19 protein-coding genes, 2 tRNA genes and 1 pseudogene are annotated in these 20,716 nt (G+C 70.9%); 17 read left to right on the forward strand and 5 right to left on the reverse strand.

All coding sequences use genetic code 11. The features are described from left to right. Positions 1-151 precede the first annotated feature (151 nt). Positions 152-1,345, forward strand: a complete 1,194-nt coding sequence (locus tag D1369_RS27220; protein ID WP_007381985.1) for a glycosyltransferase family 2 protein — start codon at positions 152-154, stop codon at positions 1,343-1,345. Here D1369_RS27220 and D1369_RS27225 read toward each other — a convergent pair. Together D1369_RS27225 and D1369_RS27230 are read right to left on the reverse strand one after the other, a co-directional pair. Beyond that, the gene (locus tag D1369_RS27225) at positions 1,329-3,341 is read right to left on the reverse strand and encodes a hypothetical protein (protein ID WP_162951076.1); all 2,013 of its coding nucleotides are present in this window, start codon (positions 3,339-3,341) and stop codon (positions 1,329-1,331) included. The genes D1369_RS27220 and D1369_RS27225 overlap by 17 nt on opposite strands. A gap of 158 nt (positions 3,342-3,499) precedes the next feature. After that, positions 3,500-5,503 carry a hypothetical protein gene (locus D1369_RS27230; protein WP_050789699.1) on the reverse strand — a complete coding sequence of 668 codons (2,004 nt, stop codon included), beginning with the start codon at positions 5,501-5,503 and terminating at the stop codon, positions 3,500-3,502. 292 nt (positions 5,504-5,795) lie between these two features. Between D1369_RS27230 and proB the strand changes: the two genes are divergently transcribed. The 5 genes from proB (at position 5,796) to D1369_RS27260 (ending at position 11,019) form a co-directional block, all read left to right on the forward strand. Beyond that, entirely contained in the window at positions 5,796-6,902 is a 1,107-nt protein-coding gene (proB, locus tag D1369_RS27235) for a glutamate 5-kinase (protein WP_037900010.1), read from the forward strand. A gap of 445 nt (positions 6,903-7,347) precedes the next feature. Next, complete coding sequence (locus D1369_RS27245; RefSeq protein WP_050789878.1) at positions 7,348-7,773, forward strand: hypothetical protein; 426 nt, start codon at positions 7,348-7,350, stop codon at positions 7,771-7,773. Between the two features lie 90 nt (positions 7,774-7,863). Further along, positions 7,864-9,150: a glutamate-5-semialdehyde dehydrogenase gene (locus D1369_RS27250; RefSeq protein ID WP_007381980.1), complete on the forward strand. Its 1,287-nt coding sequence runs from the start codon at positions 7,864-7,866 to the stop codon at positions 9,148-9,150. Positions 9,151-9,297: 147 nt separating this feature from the next. After that, complete coding sequence (locus D1369_RS27255; protein ID WP_037900008.1) at positions 9,298-9,864, forward strand: hypothetical protein; 567 nt, start codon at positions 9,298-9,300, stop codon at positions 9,862-9,864. A 78-nt stretch (positions 9,865-9,942) separates the two neighbouring features. Beyond that, on the forward strand, positions 9,943-11,019 hold the full coding sequence (locus tag D1369_RS27260) for a hypothetical protein (protein WP_007381978.1): 1,077 nt from the start codon (positions 9,943-9,945) through the stop codon (positions 11,017-11,019). A 54-nt stretch (positions 11,020-11,073) separates the two neighbouring features. On the opposite strand, the gene D1369_RS27265 is transcribed toward D1369_RS27260, so the two are convergent. Beyond that, positions 11,074-12,174, reverse strand: a complete 1,101-nt coding sequence (locus D1369_RS27265) for a M48 family metallopeptidase (protein ID WP_037903306.1) — start codon at positions 12,172-12,174, stop codon at positions 11,074-11,076. A 161-nt stretch (positions 12,175-12,335) separates the two neighbouring features. Here D1369_RS27265 and D1369_RS43095 point away from each other — a divergent pair, with 161 nt between their 5' ends. The 11 genes and pseudogenes from D1369_RS43095 to D1369_RS27310 all read left to right on the forward strand — a co-directional run bounded on the left by D1369_RS43095 (position 12,336) and on the right by D1369_RS27310 (position 17,647). Further along, on the forward strand, positions 12,336-12,494 hold the full coding sequence (locus D1369_RS43095; RefSeq protein WP_037900006.1) for a hypothetical protein: 159 nt from the start codon (positions 12,336-12,338) through the stop codon (positions 12,492-12,494). A 128-nt stretch (positions 12,495-12,622) separates the two neighbouring features. Further along, positions 12,623-12,784, forward strand: a complete 162-nt coding sequence (locus tag D1369_RS43100; protein WP_037900005.1) for a hypothetical protein — start codon at positions 12,623-12,625, stop codon at positions 12,782-12,784. 79 nt (positions 12,785-12,863) lie between these two features. Then, complete coding sequence (gene nadD / locus D1369_RS27270; RefSeq protein WP_007381975.1) at positions 12,864-13,502, forward strand: nicotinate-nucleotide adenylyltransferase; 639 nt, start codon at positions 12,864-12,866, stop codon at positions 13,500-13,502. A 16-nt stretch (positions 13,503-13,518) separates the two neighbouring features. Further along, complete coding sequence (locus D1369_RS27275) at positions 13,519-15,372, forward strand: LCP family protein (RefSeq protein WP_007381974.1); 1,854 nt, start codon at positions 13,519-13,521, stop codon at positions 15,370-15,372. 113 nt (positions 15,373-15,485) lie between these two features. Beyond that, the gene (gene rsfS / locus D1369_RS27280) at positions 15,486-15,929 is read left to right on the forward strand and encodes a ribosome silencing factor (protein WP_037900003.1); all 444 of its coding nucleotides are present in this window, start codon (positions 15,486-15,488) and stop codon (positions 15,927-15,929) included. Then, the gene (locus tag D1369_RS27285; protein ID WP_007381972.1) at positions 15,926-16,585 is read left to right on the forward strand and encodes a histidine phosphatase family protein; all 660 of its coding nucleotides are present in this window, start codon (positions 15,926-15,928) and stop codon (positions 16,583-16,585) included. The genes rsfS and D1369_RS27285 overlap by 4 nt, the downstream gene beginning before the upstream one ends. Positions 16,586-16,667: 82 nt before the next feature. Then, a tRNA-Ala gene (locus D1369_RS27290) sits at positions 16,668-16,740 on the forward strand. Between the two features lie 112 nt (positions 16,741-16,852). Continuing rightward, a pseudogene (locus D1369_RS44025) lies at positions 16,853-16,995 on the forward strand (MFS transporter); the annotation flags it as partial. A gap of 69 nt (positions 16,996-17,064) precedes the next feature. Further along, positions 17,065-17,238, forward strand: a complete 174-nt coding sequence (locus tag D1369_RS27300) for a hypothetical protein (protein ID WP_106433491.1) — start codon at positions 17,065-17,067, stop codon at positions 17,236-17,238. Positions 17,239-17,241: 3 nt separating this feature from the next. Continuing rightward, the gene (locus D1369_RS27305) at positions 17,242-17,475 is read left to right on the forward strand and encodes a hypothetical protein (protein ID WP_003976229.1); all 234 of its coding nucleotides are present in this window, start codon (positions 17,242-17,244) and stop codon (positions 17,473-17,475) included. A 99-nt stretch (positions 17,476-17,574) separates the two neighbouring features. Then, positions 17,575-17,647, forward strand: a tRNA-Ala gene (locus D1369_RS27310). Positions 17,648-17,762: 115 nt separating this feature from the next. On the opposite strand, the gene D1369_RS27315 is transcribed toward D1369_RS27310, so the two are convergent. Continuing rightward, positions 17,763-19,376 (reverse strand): NADH-quinone oxidoreductase subunit NuoF family protein, encoded by a 1,614-nt coding sequence (locus D1369_RS27315; protein ID WP_037900000.1) that lies wholly within the window; start codon positions 19,374-19,376, stop codon positions 17,763-17,765. Next, positions 19,373-20,704, reverse strand: coding sequence for a cytochrome b/b6 domain-containing protein (locus D1369_RS27320; protein ID WP_202476997.1), 1,332 nt, complete (start codon positions 20,702-20,704; stop codon positions 19,373-19,375). Before D1369_RS27320 ends, D1369_RS27315 begins: the two co-directional genes overlap by 4 nt. Between the last annotated feature and the right edge of the window lie 12 nt (positions 20,705-20,716).

A 20,716-nucleotide genomic window follows, 5' to 3' on the forward strand; every position in this document is an offset into this window, starting at 1 on the left:
AAAGAAAGGGCCCGGTTTTCGGGGGTGATCCCGAAAACCGGGCCCTTCCCGCGTATGTCCCAGTGCCGGAAGCAACTTTTGCCCCCGGTCGGCCGTCTAGGGGATTGCCCCTGAGCGGATTCGGGGGAAACGGACCGTTACTGGGGAAGAAGTGACCGTTGTGCAGCCTGATGTGACCGTTGTCATCGGGGCCTACGAGGCGATGCCGTACCTGGTCGACTGCCTGGCCTCCGTCGAGGCGCAGACGATCGGTCACGCGCGCATCGAGGTCATCGCGGTCGACGACGGCTCGGCGGACGGCACCGGCGAGTACCTGGAGGAGTTCGCCGCGCGCACGTCCCTCGACGTCACGGTGATCCGGCAGGACAACTCCGGCGGCCCCAGCGGCCCGCGCAACGTCGGTCTGGGCAAGGCGACCGGGCGGTACGTCTTCTTCCTGGACGCCGACGACCGGCTCGGCCCCGAGGCTCTGGAGCGGATGGTCGCGATGGCCGACCGCAACGGCACGGACGTCGTCCTCGGCCGGGTCGAGGGCGTCAACCGCAAGCCGCCGACGTCGATGTGGGGACAGAGCCTGGAGCGCACCGACGTCTTCTCCTCCAACATCAAGTTCACGCTGAGCGCGCAGAAGCTGTTCCGCCGCGCGTTCCTCGAACGGCACAGCATGCGCTTCGACGAGTCCCTGTGGACCGGCGAGGACGCCCTGTTCACCATGGAGGCCTATCTGCGGGCCGACGGCGTCTCCGTGATCGCCGACCACACCTGCTACTACCTGGTGGGCCGCGAGGACGGCAAGCACGTCACCAGGACCGGCAGCCACACCCTGCGCTTCGACTCCGCGCGCGCCCTGATGACCCTGATCGCCGACATGGTCCCGCCGGGCGCGAGACGCGACGCGCTGATGGTCCGCCCCTTCCTCGTCACCCTGCTCCCGCAGTTCGGCCCGAAGTTCCTCAAGGACGGCGAGGCGGTCCGCCAGGAGAAGCTGGAGCTGGCGAAGCCCCTGGTGGACGCCTACTGGACCGGCGAGGTGGCCCACCGCCTCCGGGTCCACGAACGTCTGCGGCTCCAGCTGGTGGCGATGGGCCGCCCGGACCTCCTGGTGGAGGTCCTGGAGTTCATGAGGGCGAAGAAGACCCCGCAGCCGGTGCTGGAGAAGGGCGGCCGCCGGGTGTATTTCGCCTACCCGTTCTTCCGCGATCGGTCGACGGGCCTGCCCGACTCCGTCTACCTGGCCGAGCCGCGCGAGGCCCGGGAGGTGCCGGGCTACCGGGAGGTCGGCGTCGACCAGTTGCTGCGGCGGGCGGTCCGCAAGGCGCGCCGGGTCCTCACTCCGGCAGCGTGAGCGTCCCCGAGGCGCACACCGTCTCCTCGTCCCGCCGCTGCCCCGGCAGCCTCCGCCTCCGGGCCACCGCGCTCAACGCCTGAACGGCCATGTCGAACCGTTCCTGCGAACTCGGCTCGTCCGGCCCCAGCAACCGCCGCTTCAGCGCGGCGCGAGCACCCACGAGTGCGTCCCGCTCCGGATGCCGTACCGCGTCCAGCAGCGCCGGCACCCCCGCCGCGTCCGGCGTCAGCACGGTCGCCGCCCCCGCCGTGGGGAAGGCCGCACGGAACGCGGTCTCGCTCAACCCGCTGGTGTTCGCGACCGCGTACGGCTTCCCGCTCGCCAGGAAGTCGCTGACCACGCTGGACACATCGCTGATCAGCAGGTCGGCCCGGTTGAAGCAGGCGTACAACGCGGGCCGGGCGTCGGTGACGACCTGGTGCTCCCACTCCGGCAGCGAGGCCCAGTACGCACGCTCCCAGGCCGCCGTCGCCCGGGCCACCGCCTCCGCGCGGCCCGGCTCCGGCGTGGACTGCAACAGCATGCGCTCGACCGAGTCCGCGGCGGTCCGGAAGGAGGCGAGGGTGAGCCGGTCCAACTCCTGTGCCCTGCGGGAGAGTTCACCGTCGTCGACGGGCCGCTCTCCGGCCCGCTCCCGGTTCGCCGCCCGGACCAGCTCACGGATCCTGAGGTCCGCCGCGCCCGCCCGCGCGTCCACCGACCCGGTCAGCGGATGCGGTTTGTACAGCAGCCGTACCCCCGGGTCCGCCAGCAGCGCCCGCACGAGGTTCTCGCCCGCCTCGATCACCGAGGTGTTCCCGGGGTTGCCGTCCCAGCCCTCCCAGGTCGGGGCGTACAGCACCGTCGTGTACGTCCCGGTCGGCGGTCCCTCGTAGGGCCGTACGGCGTCCAGCTGCGGGCGGCCGATCTCCACCACGTCCTTGTCCTCGACGCCGACCTGGGCCGCCGCGTACCGCTCGCGGGCCGCGGGACCGGCCACCCACACCTCGTCGTAGGCCTTCGCGTACGGGTTGCAGGAGGACAGCTTGTCGCTCTCGCCGTGGTTGACGAACGTGTGCTTGATCGTCGGGATGCGCAGGACCTGGGAGGTCTTGCCGGAGTTCGAGGGGTGGATGAGGACCTGGAGTGTGGACTGCTCCAGGCGCAGCAGCGTGGACACCTTCGGCAGGCAGATGATCGGCAGGTCGGTCGCGGCGATCTTCTGCATCATGAACCGCTCGCGCAGGACGACGACCGGCCTCCCGCCGAGCTTCGCGAGCGGCTCCAGCCACATGTTGGCCTGGTAGGCGGAGGAGACCCCGCCGGAGAAGTACAGGCCGACGGTCGGCCGGTACGCGGCGAGCCACGCGTCGAACCAGTCCAGCACCTCCTGCTCGCCCGCCGGACGCCGGCTCGGCAGCAGCCGTACGAGAAGGTCGTAGAGGCCCATGAGGGCGAGCCCCAGGGACATCGCGATGCCGAAGGCCGCGCACCGGGGCTCACCGGTGGCCGCCGTGGTCAGCAGGCCCGTCGTGGCGGGCAGGCCGTGGACCAGCAGCCGGGGGCCGGGGCGGCGCAGCAGGGCGGGCGGGGCCGGGGTCAGACGGAGCGCGGAGGCGTCGATGTTGCGGGTGACCACCGGGAGGGTCCGGGTGCGGCGGACCAGGACGGAGACCGCCTGGATCGCGCAGTGCAGCGCGTAGAAGGCGAGCAGACCGGCCACCAGCACCGTGTACGCCGTCTCCTCGGCCTCCGGGGTCAGCCGCAGCAGGCCGAGGACCAGCAGCAGGTCGCGCAGGACGTGCCGCACGGTGATGTCCGCGTGGGACTTGGCGAACAGGGACACCATGCCGCGCTGCCAGCGGTGCAGAACGCCCTCGACGGCCAGGGAGGCGGCCGTCGCGGCGAGCAGCAGCGGGACGTGCGGACGCAGCGCGGCGACGGCCTGGGCGACGACCGCGGCCGCCAGGACGGCGGCGACGAGCGCTCTCGTCGCGGTCTGCCGGCCCGGCAGCCGCAGCGCGGACCGGAGGCGGGGGAGGCGTTTTCGCACGGGGGACACTCCAGGGTCGTCGCGAGACGGACGCCCTGGTTAACGCGTGCCGACCTCCCGACGACACGCGCGTGTCCTCCGCCTTGCCGGGCGGGGAGGTGGTATGCGCGCAGGTGCCGTCAGGCGAGCGGGGCGAGAAGGTCCTCGGCGCGCTCCGCCGTCGAGCGGTCGGCCAGGTCGTTGACAGCCGCGTTGAACCGCTCCATCGAGGTCGGACGGTCCGGACCCAGCACGTACTCCTTGAGCGTGCGGCGCCGCGCGGCCATGGGGTCGTGCAGGGGTTCGCGGACCGAGCGCAGGATCTCCGGCAGCCGGGTGCAGGCCCGGTCGAGCAGATAGGCGCCGCCCGCGGTGGTGTAGGCGGCCCGGAACTCCTCGTCGGGCAGGTCCAGGGCGTTGGTCAGGACGTACGGCTTGAGGCTGGCCACGAAGTCGGCGACCACCGAGGAGACGTCGCTGACGAGGAGGTCCGCCTGGTTGAAGCACTCGTACAGGGTGGGGAGCTGGTCGAGGATCACGTGGTGCCGGGTGCCGCTCCGGCTCGCCCAGAAGATCCGGTGCCACTCGTCCCGCAGTTCCTGCCACTCGGCCGCGCCGTCCCCGTCCGGGACCCGCGCGTCCCGCAACTGCTGGGCGTCGTCGCCCTCGTGTCGGCCGGACATCTCGTCCAGACGGGCCCGGATCTCCTGGAGCCGGGCTCTCGCGGCCTCCGCGCCCTTTGCTGCTTTTGCGCCTTTGTCCTCGTCCTCCCGAAGCAGCTCCCTGATGGTCCGGTCCGCGGCGGCCGCCTCGGCCGAGCGCTTGCCGGTGAGGGGGTGCGGCTTGTAGATGATCCGCACGTTCTCCGCGAGGAGCCCCTCGATCAGCGGTACGCCCATCGGGATCAGGGAGGTGTGGCAGTCGTCGTCGCTCCAGCCCTCCCAGGTGGGCGCGTAGAGGACGACGGGCACCGGGCCGGGGACGTGCTCGGCGTGCGAGCGGACCGGGGCCAGCTGCGGACGGCCCACCTCGACGATGGCCTCGTCACTGATGGCGTGCCGGACCCTCTGGTAGCGGTCCCGACCCGCCTTTCCGGCCACCCAGATCTCGTCGTACACCTTGCTGACGCGGTTGCTGCTGGCGAGCTTGTCGCTGTCGCCATGGCCGATGAAGACGTGCTTGGCCTCGGCGACCCGCAGCATGTGGACGTTCTTGCCGGCGTTGCCGGGATAGAGCACGACCTGGACGCCGGACAGGTCCAGCTCCGCCAGGTCGTCGGCCTTGGGCACGCAGACCACGGGGACGCGGGTGCGGGCGAGGAAGCGGAACGAGGCCCGCTCGCGCAGGACGATCACCGGGCGCCGGTCGAGCTGCTCCAGCGTCTCGATCCACATGTTGACCTGGTACATGAAGTCCCGGGACACCGCGGCGAAGCTGAAGTACAGGGCCACCTCGGGCCGGTGTGCGGCCAGTTGACGGTTGACCTCGGCGATCACCGCGTCCCGGCCGGGCATCCGGCGGACCGCGCGGAACTGTCCCAGCAGGGCTGCCAGGGCGACCGAGGCGGCGCCGATCGTCAGCGCGTAGCCGGCGTAGGCCGCGTACCAGGTCCCGGTGGCCAGCGCGACGATCAGTCCCGCGTGGGCCGGCAGATCGAGGTGGAGCAGCTTGCGCAGGAAACGCCGGTAGAGCCAGGCGGGCGGGCGTTCGGGTATATCGATCCCGCTCATGTCGAGATTGCACACGACCACCGGCAGTACGCGCCGCCTGCGGATCGCGTGATGCAGCGCCGAATACATCATCACCAGCAGGAAATGGGCGCTGAGAACGGCGAGCCCGGTGATCAGCACCCCGTCCGGCGCGTCCGTCCGGTCGGCCAGGGCGAGCAGCATCACCGTCCGCACGGCGAACCGCATCGTGCGGCTGAGCTGCAGTGTCGCAAGGCGGCGGACGAATCCCGGGGCTCTGTTGTGCAGGGTCTCGTCCGCCAGATACGTCACGGCCCAGGCCGCCGTGAAGCCCCACAGGGACGGCAGCAGCGCCAGAACGGGAAGTGCCGCGAAACCCGCGGCGAAAAGGATCACCAGAAGAAGTTCGGTTTTCCCGCTGACGCGCAGGACGGCGCACAACCGACGGATCGTCATGGGCAGGGCTTTCTCGAGCTACGGCAATGACCTTGATGTCGGCCAGTTCGACACGAAGCGGAGGTGAATGGTTGTACATCTGTTCGTCGGAAAGAATTCACTTCCGATTAATAGGAGGGTGTAATTCCGCTTTTCTCGGAACGGGAACCGAACCGGCCCCCGAAGGCGTCCGGTACCGGGTCCGGGGATTGGACGGATGCGCGTCGCCGCGTCCCCTTCGCGTACATTGCGGGCGAGGTACCCACAGTGGCGCGAGGGGACAGGACACAAGGTGGCAGGGGCAAGGCAGGCCGTGGGCGAGGCCCGCAGGATCGTCGTCAAGGTCGGTTCCTCGTCGCTGACCACCGCCGCCGGCGGCCTCGACGCCGACCGGGTCGACGCGCTCGTCGACGTCCTCGCCAAGAGCCGCAGCGGAGGAGAGAAGGAGATCGTCCTCGTCTCCTCCGGAGCCATCGCCGCCGGACTCGCCCCGCTGGGGCTGCGCCGCCGCCCCCGGGACCTCGCCCGCCAGCAGGCCGCCGCCAGCGTCGGCCAGGGCCTGCTCGTCGCCCGCTACACAGCCTCCTTCGCCCGCTACGGCGTCCGCGTCGGACAGATCCTGCTGACCAGCGACGACATGAGCCGCCGCGCCCACCACCGCAACGCCTCCCGCACCCTCGACAAGCTGCTGGCGATGGGCGCCCTGCCGATCGTCAACGAGAACGACACCGTCGCCACCGACGAGATCCGCTTCGGCGACAACGACCGGCTGGCGGCCCTGGTGGCCCATCTGGTCCACGCCGACCTGCTCGTCCTGCTCTCCGACATCGACGGCGTCTACGACGGCGACCCGAGCAAGCCCGGGACCTCGCGGATAGCCGAAGTGCGCGGTCCCGAGGACCTGGCGGACGTCGAGATCGGCAGCGCCGGCAAGGCGGGCGTCGGCACCGGCGGCATGGTCACCAAGGTCGAGGCCGCCCGGATCGCGGCCGCCGCCGGCATCCCCGTGGTGCTGACCAGTGCGGTCCACGCGGCCGAGGCGCTGTCCGGCGGTGACACCGGCACCTACTTCCATCCCGCCGGCAAGCGCTCCGCCGACCGGCTGCTGTGGCTCCAGCACGCCTCCACCCCGCAGGGAGCGCTGATCCTGGACGACGGCGCGGTGAAGGCCGTCGTCGACCGCCGCACCTCGCTGCTGCCGGCCGGGATCGCCGCCGTCGAGGGCGAGTTCGTCGCGGGCGACCCGGTCGAACTGCGGGACGGCACCGGGCACGCCGTGGCCCGCGGGCTCGTCAACTTCGACGCCAAGGAGATCCCGCGGCTCATCGGCCACTCCACCCGGGAGCTGGCGCGCGAACTGGGGCCGGCCTACGAGCGGGAGGTCGTCCACCGGGACGATCTGGTGATCCTGCACCCCTGAGGGCCGCCCGGTGCCTCTCAGGGCCGGTGTGCCCGAAAACGGGGTGAACGCCCTGCCAAGAGCGTCGCCCTCAGGTGGACGTTCCGCAAAACCGCCCCGCGAGCCCTTGCGGCCTGCTCAACTTTGTCCCAGGGACAACAATCTCCCGACCCCGTGGGTCGACGTGTGCATGAAGGAGGCCGTCGTGAGACGAGTGCGCCCTGGGGCGGCCGCGTCCCGCGTTGGTGCGGCGGCTTCCCGCGGCGGGTCCGGTCCACCCGGAGGGACCGTGGCGCGGACGGCCGGTGGTGGTTCGGCCCCGGCCCTGGCCCCGTCCTCGACCCCGGTCCCGTCCTCGGCCGCGGACGAGGCCGGCGGCCCCGCCCCGCGGGCGGCCGGGTCCTCGGCCCGGGCGGCGGGCGAGGCGGGTGCGTCGGCCACGCGGGCGGCGGCGGAGGAGCGGGCCCTGACAAGTGTCGCGGCCGGTGAGGAGCGGGCCCTGACGAGCGTCGCGGCCGGCGACCGGTACCAGCGCGAGGAGCCCCAGGACCTGCCGCGTCTGTGGCACGTCACCCTCAGCGTCTCCGGCGACGAGGCCCCGCTGAAAGAGGTCCGGCGCGCCCTCGAACAGCTCGCCCACGACCACCCCTTCCTGCTGACCAGCCGCTACGCCAACGACCACGCGGAGATCCGCTACTGGGAGGAGGCCCGCGACCTGCACGACGCGGCCGCCGTCGCCCTGCGCCTGTGGGGCGAGCACCGGCAGACCGCGGGACTGCCGCCCTGGGAGATCGTCGGGCTGGAGGTCATCGACCGCCAGACCTACCACCAGCGCATCGCCGAGGGGTACGGCCCGCCTCCGGCCACGCCGGTCGGAGCCCACCCGTTCTGACGATCGCCCCTCGGGCGATGTCCCTTTGATCCCGTCTCGCGCTGTGGAACACGCGGTGGACGCCCCCTGTGGGCGCACTACCCTTCCGGTATGACCTCGCTCTCGCCGTACGACTCCATGACCCCGGTCGTCCAGGCCGCCTACCGGGCCAAGGCCGCCGCCGCCGACCTCGCCCCGCTGCCCAGGGCCGAGAAGGACGACGCGCTGCTCGCCATCGCGGACGCCCTGGAGGTCCGTACGAGCGAGATCGTCGAGGCCAACGCCAAGGACATCGCCAAGGCCCGCGAGGCCGGCACCAGCGAGTCGATCATCGACCGGCTGACCCTCACCCCGGAGCGGGTGCGCGCCATCGCCTCCGACGTACGGGACGTCGTGGCGCTGCCCGACCCGGTCGGTGAGGTCGTGCGCGGCTCGACCCTGCCGAACGGCATCGACCTGCGCCAGGTCCGCGTCCCGCTCGGTGTGGTCGGCATCATCTACGAGGCCCGCCCGAACGTCACGGTCGACGCCGCCGCCCTGTGCCTGAAGTCCGGCAACGCCGTCCTGCTGCGCGGCTCGGCCTCCGCGTACGAGTCGAACACCGCCCTCGTACGGGTCCTGCGCGACGCCGTGGGCGGCGCCGGACTGCCCGCCGACGCGATCCAGCTCGTGCCCGGCCAGTCCCGCGAGAGCGTGCAGGAGCTGATGCGCGCCCGCGGCCTGGTCGACGTACTCATCCCGCGCGGCGGCGCCTCGCTGATCCAGACCGTGGTGACGGAGTCGATCGTCCCCGTCATCGAGACCGGCACCGGCAACTGCCACGTCTACGTCGACGCCCAGGCCGACCTCGACATGGCGATCGACATCCTGATCAACTCCAAGGCCCAGCGGGTCAGCGTCTGCAACGCCGCCGAGACCCTCCTGGTCCACCAGGACATCGCCCCCGAGTTCCTGCCGCGCGCCCTGGACGCCCTCGCCGAGGCCGGCGTGACCGTCCACGCCGACCCGCGGGTGCTGGCGTACGCGAAGGACACCAAGGCGACCGTCGTCGAGGCCACCCTGGAGGACTGGGACACCGAGTACCTCTCCTACGACATCGCCGCCGCCGTCGTCGACTCCCTCGACAAGGCCGTCGAGCACATCCGGCTGTGGACCTCCGGTCACACCGAGGCCATCGTCACCACCTCCCAGCAGGCCGCCCGCCGCTTCACCCAGCTGGTCGACTCCACGACCGTCGCGGTCAACGCCTCCACCCGCTTCACCGACGGCGGCCAGTTCGGCTTCGGCGCGGAGATCGGGATCTCCACCCAGAAGCTGCACGCGCGGGGTCCGATGGGCCTGCCGGAGCTCACCAGCACGAAGTACATCGTCACCGGCGACGGTCACATCCGCCGCTGATCCGGGGCGCCAGGGGGCGCGCGGCCAGGGCATATGCATCCGGCAGGCGCCCCGGCTCGCTTCCGTGGCGGACGAGAGGTGTCTCACAGGGCGGATGAATTTCCCTACCGTCTGCCCAAATTGACCCCCCAGGTCTACTCTGGATTCGTGCCGGAGGACGTGGGGGGCACGCCGTTCCCTGACGGCTGGGAGCCCGACGACGACCACGACCGCGGGGTGTCGGACGAAGAGTTCGCCTCCGTGGTCTTCGACGAGGCCTTCGTACGGGCGGCCGTGGTGCACGAGCCGACCGCCGTCGAGCGCCTCCTGGCCGCGGCCCAGGCGAGAGCGGAGGCCTCCGAGGCCGAGGCCCGCCGCGCCCGCCCCAGAGCCGAGCGGTACGACGACGGCTACGGACCCAGCGGTTTCGGCCATGATCCCGAACTCGACGACCTGGACGACACCGAGATCCTCGAAGGCCGCTACGGCGCCCCCGGGACATACGGCAAACAGGTCCGCTGGCACCGTCCCGTCGCCTGGATGCTCGCCCTCGTGATGGGCATCGGCATGGTCGCGCTGGCCTTCACGGCGGTCTACCGGGGCTCCTCCTCCGGCAGCCGCGACCGGGTTCCGCCGCCCGCCTCGACCGGTCTGGAACAGGGGAGCACGGTGACGCCCTCCGCGTCCGCCGACTACTCCCAGCCAGCTGCCTCCGCGGTCCCGCGAACGCCCTGACGATCCTGGTGAGAACCTGTCAGAACTTGTCGCACAGCGGGGCGTTTACCTGAGCTTTCCGAGACCTACCCTGAAGATATGGGAGGGCCAGGAGAACCACCTGAGGGGACACCCGAGGGCGGCCCCGTGGGTGGTGAGGACGAGTACCGATCCGTCGTCTTCGACGAGTCGTTCGTCCGCGCTGCCCGCCTTCAGGAGTACTCCGCGCACGAGCGCATGTCCGACCACGCGCCCGCCGTCCGCCGCCGCCCGCCACTGCGCCGGGGACTGTCCCGGCAGGCGCTGATCCTGTTCCTGCTGATCGCCGTCGCCTTCGGCACCGCGATCTACATGGGTGTACGGCACCCCTACCCGAACGCCGCGATCCGGCAGCCCGTCGAACCCCTGCGGATGACCGTGATCCCGCTGGCCCCCGAGGGCAGGGTTCCGGGGCACGCCGACGCCGAGTACCTGTACGCGCACAGCCCCGCCGCCCAGTACCGCGTCGGCGCCGAGGGCATCCCGCTGCCCGCCTCCCGGCGCACCGCGCACTTCTCCGACAGCCAGGTCGTCTCCGCGCTGACCACCGCCAAGGACTACATCGTGCGGTCCTCGCTCGACCCGGACGTCCTCGCCGGCGGCCAGGTCCGCTCCGTGCGGGTGCTCCTGGACACGGACCAACTCGACCAGTTCGACCAGAGTTTCGCCCACCCCGCCGCCGACGGGCGGCACGCCCCGACCGGCTGGCTGGTGCGCTTCGACCCCGCCGAGGCGCGGCTGGCCGACGGCAGGATCCGGGTGCAGGGCAGTCTCCAGGCCGCCGAGACCGACTCGTCGACGCTGGAGGTCACCGCGGACCACACGTTCGTGTACGCGCTGCGGGCCGCCGGCGCGGGCGCGGTCGCCAAGGGGCAGGTGTCGCTGTTCACCGTCCGGCGTGAGCTGCACTTCCGCTTCGACCGGGACGACCTGCGGATGCACACGGCCCAGCTGGTCGTGTCGTACGTCCAGGCCGGCCCGCTGTCCTGCGCGGAGGACTCCACGAACCGGCTGCACCCGCTGCTGGCCGGGCAGACCGCGAAGGCCGGTGGACCGGCGGGGACCGATCCCTACGCGACCGGCAGTGCCACGGCGCTCTGCGGGTCGCTGGCCACCAGCGCGCAGCCGAAGGTGTGACCCGGGGGCAAGAGGCCGCACATCGACACAGCCCCGCGCCCCCTGGACGGAGTTTCAGCCCTCCTCGTTGTCCCGCGGGGTGTCCGTCGGGGGCTCGCCGTCCCGCGGTGCCGAGTTCGAGAAGCCGCCGAAGCCCCTGCGCACCCTGCCGCCCAGGTCGCCCGCCCCGCCCGCGATGTCGCTGACCAGCTTCATCAGGGGGTCCTTGGAGCTCTTGACGTTGGTCGCGTAGCTCGCCGCCGACTCGCGGAAGGAGTCGGTGACCGAGGTGTCCTTGTCCTCCGTGCGGCGCGGGTAGTGGCCGTCCATGATCCGCTGGTAGTCGCGGGACTCGGCCCACTTCTTCAGCTCGGCCGCCCGCACGGTGGTGAACGGGTGGGAGCGCGGCAGGACGTTAAGGATCTTCAGCACGGAGTCGCGCAGGTCGCCGCCGGCCTCGTACTCCTCGGCCTGCTTCAGGAACGCGTCCACGTTCATCTCGTGCAGATGGTGACCGCCGGCCAGCTTCATCAGGCCGCGCATCGAGGCCCGCAGGTCCTGGCCGACGAGGAGGCCCGCCCGGTCCGCCGACAGCTCCGACTTGCGGAACCACTCGCGCAGCGCGGTCACGATCGCCATGATCGCCAGATTGCCCAGCGGGATCCACGCCACCCTGAGGGCGAGGCTGGTCAGGAACAGCAGGATGGTCCGGTAGACCGAGTGGCCGGAGAGGGCGTGGCCCACCTCGTGGCCGACGACCGCCCGCATCTCCTCCTCGTCGAGCAGGTCGACCAGACCCGTGGTGACCACGATGATCGGCTCGTCCAGACCGATGCACATCGCGTTCGGCTGCGGGTCCTGGGTGACGTACATCGGCGGGACCTTCTCCAGGTCCAGGATGTAACAGGCGTCCCGCAGCATGTCGTTGAGGTACGCGAACTGCTGGTCGGACACGCGCACCGAGTCGGACAGGAACAGCAGCCTCAGGCTCCGCTCGGGGAGCAGGCCGCTGAGCGCCTTGAAGACCGTGTCGAATCCGCTCAGCTTGCGCAGCGCCACCAGGGCGGAGCGGTCGGCGGGGTGTTCGTACGCACGCGAGGAGATACCCGGGAAACGCCTGCGCTGCCTGCTCGGCACGTGCTCGTGTCCGTTGTTCTGATGGCCGTCGTCGGACATGTCTTCCCCCATGTGCGTCTTTGGCTGTGCCGTCTGCGGCTGTGCCTCCACGGCCGCTCTGATCCTTTGCGGACCCTTGTGCGGCCCTTTGCGCCCCCGAAGCAGAGCCCAGCCTAGGCGGAGATAGCGTGGACCGGCAGTACAGCGAAGGAGTCCACGTCATGGAGCACACCCGGGCCGCCTGGCTCACCGAGGCCGCTGGCGCCGCCGAGCAGCAAGGGTCCGGAAATCTGCTCCGGGTGGTACTGGTCGTGATGTTCCTGGGCTGTGCCTTCACCGCGTGGTTCGTGCTGCGGGGGTACAAGCGGAAGGACGACTGAGGAAGGGCGAAGGTTCCCCGGGTCCCGAGGGCGGCCTCCAATGGTGGAGTCGGCGTGAGGGCCCTCACCGCGCCCGCTTACGATGGGCCGACATCTTTATCCCGCCCACCGGATAGGTCCTGCCGAAGATGAGCTTCCACAGCACCGCTGCCCAGTTGGCCACCCTCGCCGCAGAGGGCGAGCACGGCGGCAACCACGAGAGCCTCGACCCCCTGGTGACCGGCGGCTCCGCATTCCTCATCCTGCTGCTCCTGCTGTGGATCACCACCCGTTTCAACCGCGACCGCTGAGGCGCCGAGTGCCCAAAGCGGGGCACTCCGGGCCGCCGCCGGCCGACGTCCTCAGGCCGGGCCGGTAGGGTCTGCACGCATGGGAGAGCAGGACATGCCTACCGGCCCGGGCAACAGCCCGTCGAACCCCGGCAAGCGCCGCATGGGCGTCATGGGCGGAACGTTCGACCCGATCCACCACGGACACCTCGTGGCGGCCAGCGAGGTCGCCGCGCAGTTCCACCTGGACGAGGTGGTGTTCGTACCGACGGGCCAGCCGTGGCAGAAGACCCACCGCAAGGTTTCCCCGGCCGAGGACCGCTATCTGATGACGGTCATCGCGACCGCCGAGAACCCGCAGTTCTCGGTCAGCCGCATCGACATCGACCGCGGCGGCGCGACCTACACCACGGACACCCTGCGCGACCTCAAGGCCCTCAACCCCGACACCGACCTCTTCTTCATCACGGGCGCGGACGCCCTCGGCCAGATCCTCACCTGGCGGGACGCGGAAGAGCTGTTCGCCCTCGCGCACTTCATCGGAGTCACCCGGCCCGGCCACACCCTGGCCGACCCCGGGCTCCCCGAGGGCGGCGTCTCGCTCGTGGAGGTCCCCGCCCTCGCCATCTCCTCCACCGACTGCCGGGCGAGAGTCGCCAAGGGCGACCCCGTCTGGTACCTGGTGCCGGACGGAGTCGTGCGATACATCGACAAGCGCGAGCTGTACCGCGGCGAGTGAGCCGAGAGGGGCACCGGTGAACGACCGATACGACGCGGGCTACGGCGACGACCAGGAGAACCAGTACGCACTCGTCGGCTACGACGACTACGGCCGGCCGGTGTACCAGCAGGTCCCGCCGCAACAGACCCCGCAACAGCAGGCTCAGCAGCAGTACGACCCCTACGCGCAGCAGGGCTACGGCTACGACCCGTACGCCACGGGCAGCCGGCAGGCCGCACCGTACGACACGGGCACCCAGAACCCCGCGTCCTACGACCCCTACGGCGCCGGCGACACCGGTCAGCAGGCGCCCGTGCCGCCGTACGACCCGTACGCCAACGGGGGCCCGCAGGGCGGCGGTGCGGCGACGGGGTACGACCCCTACGGCCGGGCCGCCGCGAGCGGCCAGCAGCCCCGCGTCGCCGAGCAGACCGCCTACATCCCGCAGCAGGGCGGGCCGGCCGGGGGGACACAGGCCGGGCAGGGGAACCGCGCCGGCTCTCCGACCGGTCAGGGCCACCGGGGCGCGGTCGACGAGGACCCTGCCCGCGCGGGTCGCCCCGGTGGCGGCCACGCCGGTGCGGAGGCCGCCGAGGGGGACGAACGGCAGTACCACACCGCGCAGTTCGCGTTCGTCGAGGAGCCCGACGGTGACTCCGAGGACGTCATCGACTGGCTCAACTTCACCGAGAACCGCACCGAGCGCCGCGAGGAGGCCAAGCGCCGCGCCCGCAGCCGGCTCGTCGCCCTGGTCGTCGTCCTCGCCCTGGTCGCGGTCGGCGGAGTCGGCTACCTCTGGTACGCCGGGAAGCTGCCCGGCCTCTCGGACACGGAGAGCAAGAAGGACACCACGATCGCGGCGAGCGCCCAGAACCGCGACGTGATCGTCGTCCATCTGCACAACACCGCGAAGGGCGGCACCTCCACGGCGCTGCTCGTCGACAACACCACCACCAAGCAGGGCACCACCGTCCTGATCCCCAACTCCCTCAACCTGACGGGCGACGACGGCTCCACGACGACCCTCGCCAAGTCCGTCGACGACGACGGCTCGTCCGGGACCGTCGACTCCCTCGACACCGTCCTCGGCACCGACATCGAGGGCACCTGGCGTCTGGACACGCCCTATCTGCAGAACCTGGTCGACCTCGTCGGCAACATCGACGTCGACACCAACGCCGCCGTGCCCGACCCGGCCGCCACGAAGAAGGGGCAGGCGCCCCTGGTGAGCAAGGGGAAGGACCAGACCCTCAGCGGCAAGATGGCCGTCGCCTACGCCACCTACCGTGCCTCCGGCGAGGCGCAGAACGCCCAGCTGGAGCGGTTCGGCCAGGTCCTCCAGGGCGTCCTGCGCAAGCTGTCCTCCGACCCGACGGCCGCGACCACCACCGTGCAGACCCTGGCCCAGATCCTCGACCCGTCCCTGACGGACAACGACCTCGGCACCTTCCTCGCCAAGCTCGCCGACCTCGCCAAGAGCGGTGACTACAAGACCGCGCTGCTGCCCGTCCAGCAGGACGGCACCCTGAGCGCGGCGGCCAGTGCGAGTGTCGTCAAGGACGTCCTCGGCGGCAAGGCGAAGAGCCCCGACAAGGACGCGGCCGTGAGCGTCTCGGTCCAGAACGCCACCGGTACCAGGGACAACACCGAGAAGGCCCGCGTCGTCCTCCTCAACGGCGGCTTCACCTTCGTCGACGGCGGCACACCCTCCTCGGCCCGGGCCACCTCCAAGGTCGTCTACGCCGACGCCGCCGACAAGGCGAACGCCACCGAGGTCGCCAAGACCCTGGGCCTGCCCACCAGCGCCGTCAGCAAGGGCACGATCGCCTCGAACGCGAACGTCTCCGTGCTCCTCGGCCAGGACTACAAGCCGGACTCCTCGTCCTAGGCCCTGCTCCGGGCCCCGAGTGCCACCCCACGTGCTGTCCAGCAGAACGTGGGGTGGCGTCGGCGGTCCGTGAGACCCTTGATGTCAATAGACCGCCGACCGAAAGCCTTGTAGTGACCGCGACTGACCGTTCTCTCGAGCTCGTCAACACCGCCGCGCAGGCGGCCGCCGACAAGCTCGCCCACGATGTGATCGCCTACGACGTCAGCGACGTCCTCTCGATCACCGACGCCTTCCTGCTGGCGTCCGCACCCAACGACCGCCAGGTCAAGTCCATCGTCGACGAGATCGAGGAGCGGCTCTCGAAGGAGCTCGGCGCCAAGCCGGTGCGCCGCGAGGGCGACCGCGAGGCGCGCTGGGTCCTGCTCGACTACGTGGACATCGTCGTCCACGTCCAGCACAGCGAGGAGCGGGTCTTCTACGCCCTGGAGCGGCTGTGGAAGGACTGCCCCGAGCTGGAGCTGCCGGCCGACGCCAAGGCGACCCGCGGCAAGGCGCAGGAGCACGCCGAGCTCCGGGCCGCGGAGGACGACGCCGAGTTCGGGGAGCCGCGTTGACCGCTCCCGCCGACCGCAAGGGCCGGGGCCGCCGCGTCATCCTGTGGCGGCACGGCCAGACCTCCTGGAACGTGGAGCGCCGCTTCCAGGGCACCACCGACGTCGAGCTCACCGAGACCGGCGTCGGCCAGGCCCGCCGCGCCGCCCGGCTGCTGGCCTCCCTGCAGCCCGACGCGATCGTCGCCTCCGACCTGCGCAGGGCCGCGAACACCGCCGCCGAGCTCGCCGCGCTCACCGGCCTGGACGTGGCCCACGACGAGGGCCTGCGCGAGACCTACGCGGGCGTCTGGCAGGGGCTGACGCACGAGGAGATCATCGCCCGGCACGGTGAGGAGTACGCCGCGTGGAAGCGCGGTGAGCCGGTCCGCCGCGGTGGCGGTGAACTGGAGACCGAGGTCGCCGACCGCGCCGCCCCCGTCGTGCTCCGGCACACCGAGAAGCTCCCCGAGGACGGCACGCTCGTCGTGGTCAGCCACGGCGGCACGATCCGCACCACCATCGGGCGGCTGCTCGGCCTGGACTCCCGGCACTGGGAGAGCCTTGGCGGCCTCTCCAACTGCTGCTGGTCCGTCCTCGGCCAGGGCGCCCGAGGCTGGCGCCTCCTGGAGCACAACGCCGGAACCCTCCCGGAGCCGGTGCTCGGCGACGACGACTGAGGGCGCCGGACCGGATTTCACTTTCCGGCAGGTCGCAGGCTAAAGTTCTTCTTGTTCGCCCCGCGGAGCGGGGGGAACGTCCGGGGCTATAGCTCAGTTGGTAGAGCGCCTGCATGGCATGCAGGAGGTCAGGAGTTCAATTCTCCTTAGCTCCACAGATCGACACTCTGCTGAGTCGTCAAAGATCGATGAGGATCCCGTCTCCTTCAGGAGGCGGGATTTTCTGTGTGTCCGCACCGGCGCGGCGGTGCCCCGCCGGCTCACCGGGGCACACTGTTCTTGAACCGACTTGAGTCACTGGGCCCTCTGAGGCGTATACCTCTGCGGAGGCGCTGTGGGCGTGCATGTTCGCGCTGGCCGGGACCGCCGCGGTGGGCGCCGTGTCCGGACTGGTACTCAGGCGTCGCTGACCGTATTGGTCCGGCCGTGGCAGAATCAAACGGCCGGAAGGGGGCGCGGCCCGACGGGAGGGAGTAGTGATGCCTGCGAGCATCCTCACGGAGGTCGGCCACCTCCGCGAAGCGGCGTCGACGAGGGACACGACGGTCCGCCTCATCTGCCCTTCCTGCGGTTCCGTCCACGTGGCCCAAGTACTCGGCGACAACGGCGGGGTCTCCTACGTGTGCACGGCCTGCGGCCACAGCTGGAGCTGATCGATGGGTGCACACAGGCGAAAATGCGACTGGTGCGGCAGTGGGACGCCGATCGTGCGGGACATGGAGCCGGTCAATCCCGACTACCAGTACTGGTGCGAGGAGTGCGCGCGGGCGCTGATCATAAAAGGCGACCCCATCGAGACGTACCGCGAACTGGAGGGTGAGCCGATCTACGGCCGTCTCCTCGAAGAACACTGCACGCTGAAGCGGTTCTACTCGTTCGTGACCGCGTGACGTCGTCCCTGCTGCCCGCAGGGAAACGATTTGGTGTTCCACCCGGTGGACCGTGTAATGTTGGCGTCGCCGCCAGGGAAACCGGGCGGAGCGCAGCACGGGGCTATAGCTCAGTTGGTAGAGCACCTGCATGGCATGCAGGGGGTCAGGAGTTCAAATCTCCTTAGCTCCACAGAGATCCCGCCAGATCATTCGATCCGGCGGGATTGTTGCGTTTCCAGGGGGAGTTGTTCGCATACGACGAAGGGGGCCGCCCGGGATCGGGCGGCCCCCTTCGTGACGTCGGCTCAGCGGCCCAGCGCACGCCTTCCACGGCCCTGGGAGAGGACCGGCAGGTTGCGGGCGGGACCCTTGTCGCGCGGGCTCTCCTCCTCCAGGCGCAGGGCGAGCGCGGGGCAGCGACGCACCGCGCGTAGAGCCTTCGCCTCGGCGTACCGCGGCACCTGGGCCTGGGCGACGGTCGGGAAGCCGTCGGCGCCGAGTTCGAAGACCTCGGGGAGGATGTCGGCGCACAGGCCGTGGCCCCGGCAGAGCGTCCAGTCGACGTAGATCTTCTGACGGCTGGGGCCGTTCTCCTCGGCCTCGGCGCCGCCCGGGATGCCCGTCGGCATCTTGCCGCCCTCGAAGAGCGGCAGAACGCCCTCCACGGGCCGTCCGCAGCCGTTGCCGAGGACATGGGCGGCCAGGTCGTCCGTGAACGCCTTGATGGTCGACTCCAGGAACATCGCGGAGCCGTCCGGGTGCGAGCACGCGCCGCGCCGCTTCACGTTCTTGGCGACCTGCTTGAGCGCCTCCAGGGCGGCCGGGCCGCCGCCGTTGAGGATGTCCTCCATGCCGCGCGCGGCGGCCGGCAGACCGAGGTAGCAGGGGCCGCACTGGCCCGCGCTCTCCTCGGCCAGCCACTGCGCCACCCGCAGCGACTCGCCCAGCGGGCAGGTCTCCTGAGTGATCGGCAGGATCGCGCCGGCGCCGAGCGCCCCGCCCACCGCGTCCAGGGAGTTGCGGGAGACGATCGCCTCGTTGACCGTCGCCGCGTCGATCCACTTGCCGTGGTAGCCGCCCGTCAGCACACCCTGCGGGACCGGCGGGGCGCCGGCCAACTGCAGGACGTAGCGCAGCGGTACGCCCGTCGGGACCTCGATCACCATGGGGCGCGCGACGGCGCCGGAGACCGTGAGCATGACGGTGCCCGGCTCGTCGTACAGACCGGTGTTGCCGTAGCGCTCAGGACCGATGCGCGCGGCGATCGCCAGCTGCGCGAAGGTCTCGGCGTTGGACAGCAGGGTCGGTGCGCCGCCGACGCCGTTCTGCGAGGCGCTGACCTTGCGGCCGGGCGGGATGGCCGGGCCGCCGTCGATGGAACGGATCAGCGAGGCCGCCGCTCCGGTGACCATGCGGACGGGATTGCGCTGCACGCGTGCGCGTAGCGCCGATCGGCGGCCGTTGCTGAGGCCGCGCTCGGCGAGGGCGGCCTCCATGGAGCGCTGCGTGGACTCCCGGGTGACCCCGATCACGAGCGTGCGGGCACCCAGGGCCTCGGCGGCCAGGAGAGCGCCGTCCAGGATGAGGTGCGGGGCCCGGTTGATGAGGACCGTGTCCTTGCGGCAGGCGGGTTCGTCCTCGCTGCCGTTGACGACGACGACCGGCCGCACACCGCGCTTGATCGCCGCTTCGGCGACCGAGCGCAGCTTCTTGTGGAAGGGGAAGCCGGCACCGCCGCGCCCCTTCAGGTTGATGGCTTCGGAGAGCTTCGCGAGTTGCTCGCCGCCCATGGGTTCGAGCGGCCCATGCACCTTCAGGTGCATGGGCAGGTCAAGTCGTTCGACAAGGTCGAAGCCCGACGTGAGTTGGGGAAGACCGACTACGCGGACTTCTGGTACGTCGGGCAGGGCCTCGTTCACCTATAGCCTCCGGAAGGCGTGTTCCAAGGTTCGCCCGATCCCGGTGAGTCGAAGTCGTACGACTGACCGGGCGCTGGATCAGTGGCGGGACCGCTGTTGTACGTGTCGTTCGGGTTGTACGTGCCGTACAGGGTGTTTGTCTCACCGGTGTCGCGTACATCACCTGAGAGGTAGCTGGCCGTGCCCGAATTACCGCCATAGGTCGGGATGTTGTAGCCCGTGTCCTGGAGCGGGTCGTAGGCGGAGGGGGGTGCTTCGCCGACCGGCGGCGGGGTGGGCACCGGCCAGCTGCCGGAGGTGCTGCCGCCGGGGTCCATGCGCGCGATGGGGTCGGTGGCGGCCTGCATGTCCATCGGCATGTCCATGCGGGCGGTCTGGCCGGTGTCGAAGGGCTGCTGTGCGCCCGGTGACATGGCGCGATAGGCGGCGGCGAAACCGCTGCCCGCGGGTTCCGGGGCCGGCGGGGCCTGGTAGGCGGGAATGGAGCCGGTCTGGGACAGGCCCTCGTAGCCCGGCAGGGAGGACTCCGAGCGCCGGCCGGCGGACTCGGGCGCCCTGCGGCTCTGGCGGCCCGGCGCGGCGCTCTCCGCGGCCCTCCTGGCCCGGCTGGCCTCCAGCTCCTCGCGGCCCGGTCGCTCCTCGGCGCCCAGGAGCATGGCGACCCGGTCGGTGACCTTGCGCTTGAACGGGCGCGGTGCCGAGCGCAGGGCGAGGGCCGCTATGACGCCGAGCACGCAGAGCGCGTACATGTAGGTGAAGATCGGGGCCTTCACCGCGCGGCCCGCGTACAGGCCGTGGATCAGCCCGGCGCACCACGCCGGGTAGGCCAGCATGTGCATCGCGCGCCAGCGGGCCGCGACCGGCGCCGGGGACGCGAACCGGTTGCGCAGGGCGCCGGTGATGCCGACGAAGATCATGAGCTGGCCGGCCAGGGTGCCGAGACCTATGAGGCCTCCGCTGCTGCTGAACCCGAGCCCGAACGGGATGAACGCGGCGATCCACGTGGTGTGGTCGAGGGTGAGTTTGATCCCGATGTGCAGGAGAAGGAACGCGATCGAGCCCACCGCGGTGATCCGGTGCACACCCTGGGCGACGATCCGTTGCCGGGTGTTGAGGATCAACCGGTCCTGCGCGACCAGCCCCCAGATCACGGAGCAGGTGAGCAGGACGAGCGTGACCACGCCCGCTCCGAAGTTGAGGAAGTCCTGGAGCCAGACACCTCCGTACACCACGACCAGAGGGATGGCCAGCAGGAAGACGGCCGTCGCCACCCCATAGGCCGACCGGCCCGTCCGGGGGAGCGTGTTGTTGCTACTGCGAGGGTTCATGGGGGCAACTCC

Source organism: Streptomyces sp. CC0208, from assembly GCF_003443735.1.
In the GTDB taxonomy this organism is placed as follows: Bacteria; Actinomycetota; Actinomycetes; order Streptomycetales; family Streptomycetaceae; genus Streptomyces; species Streptomyces sviceus.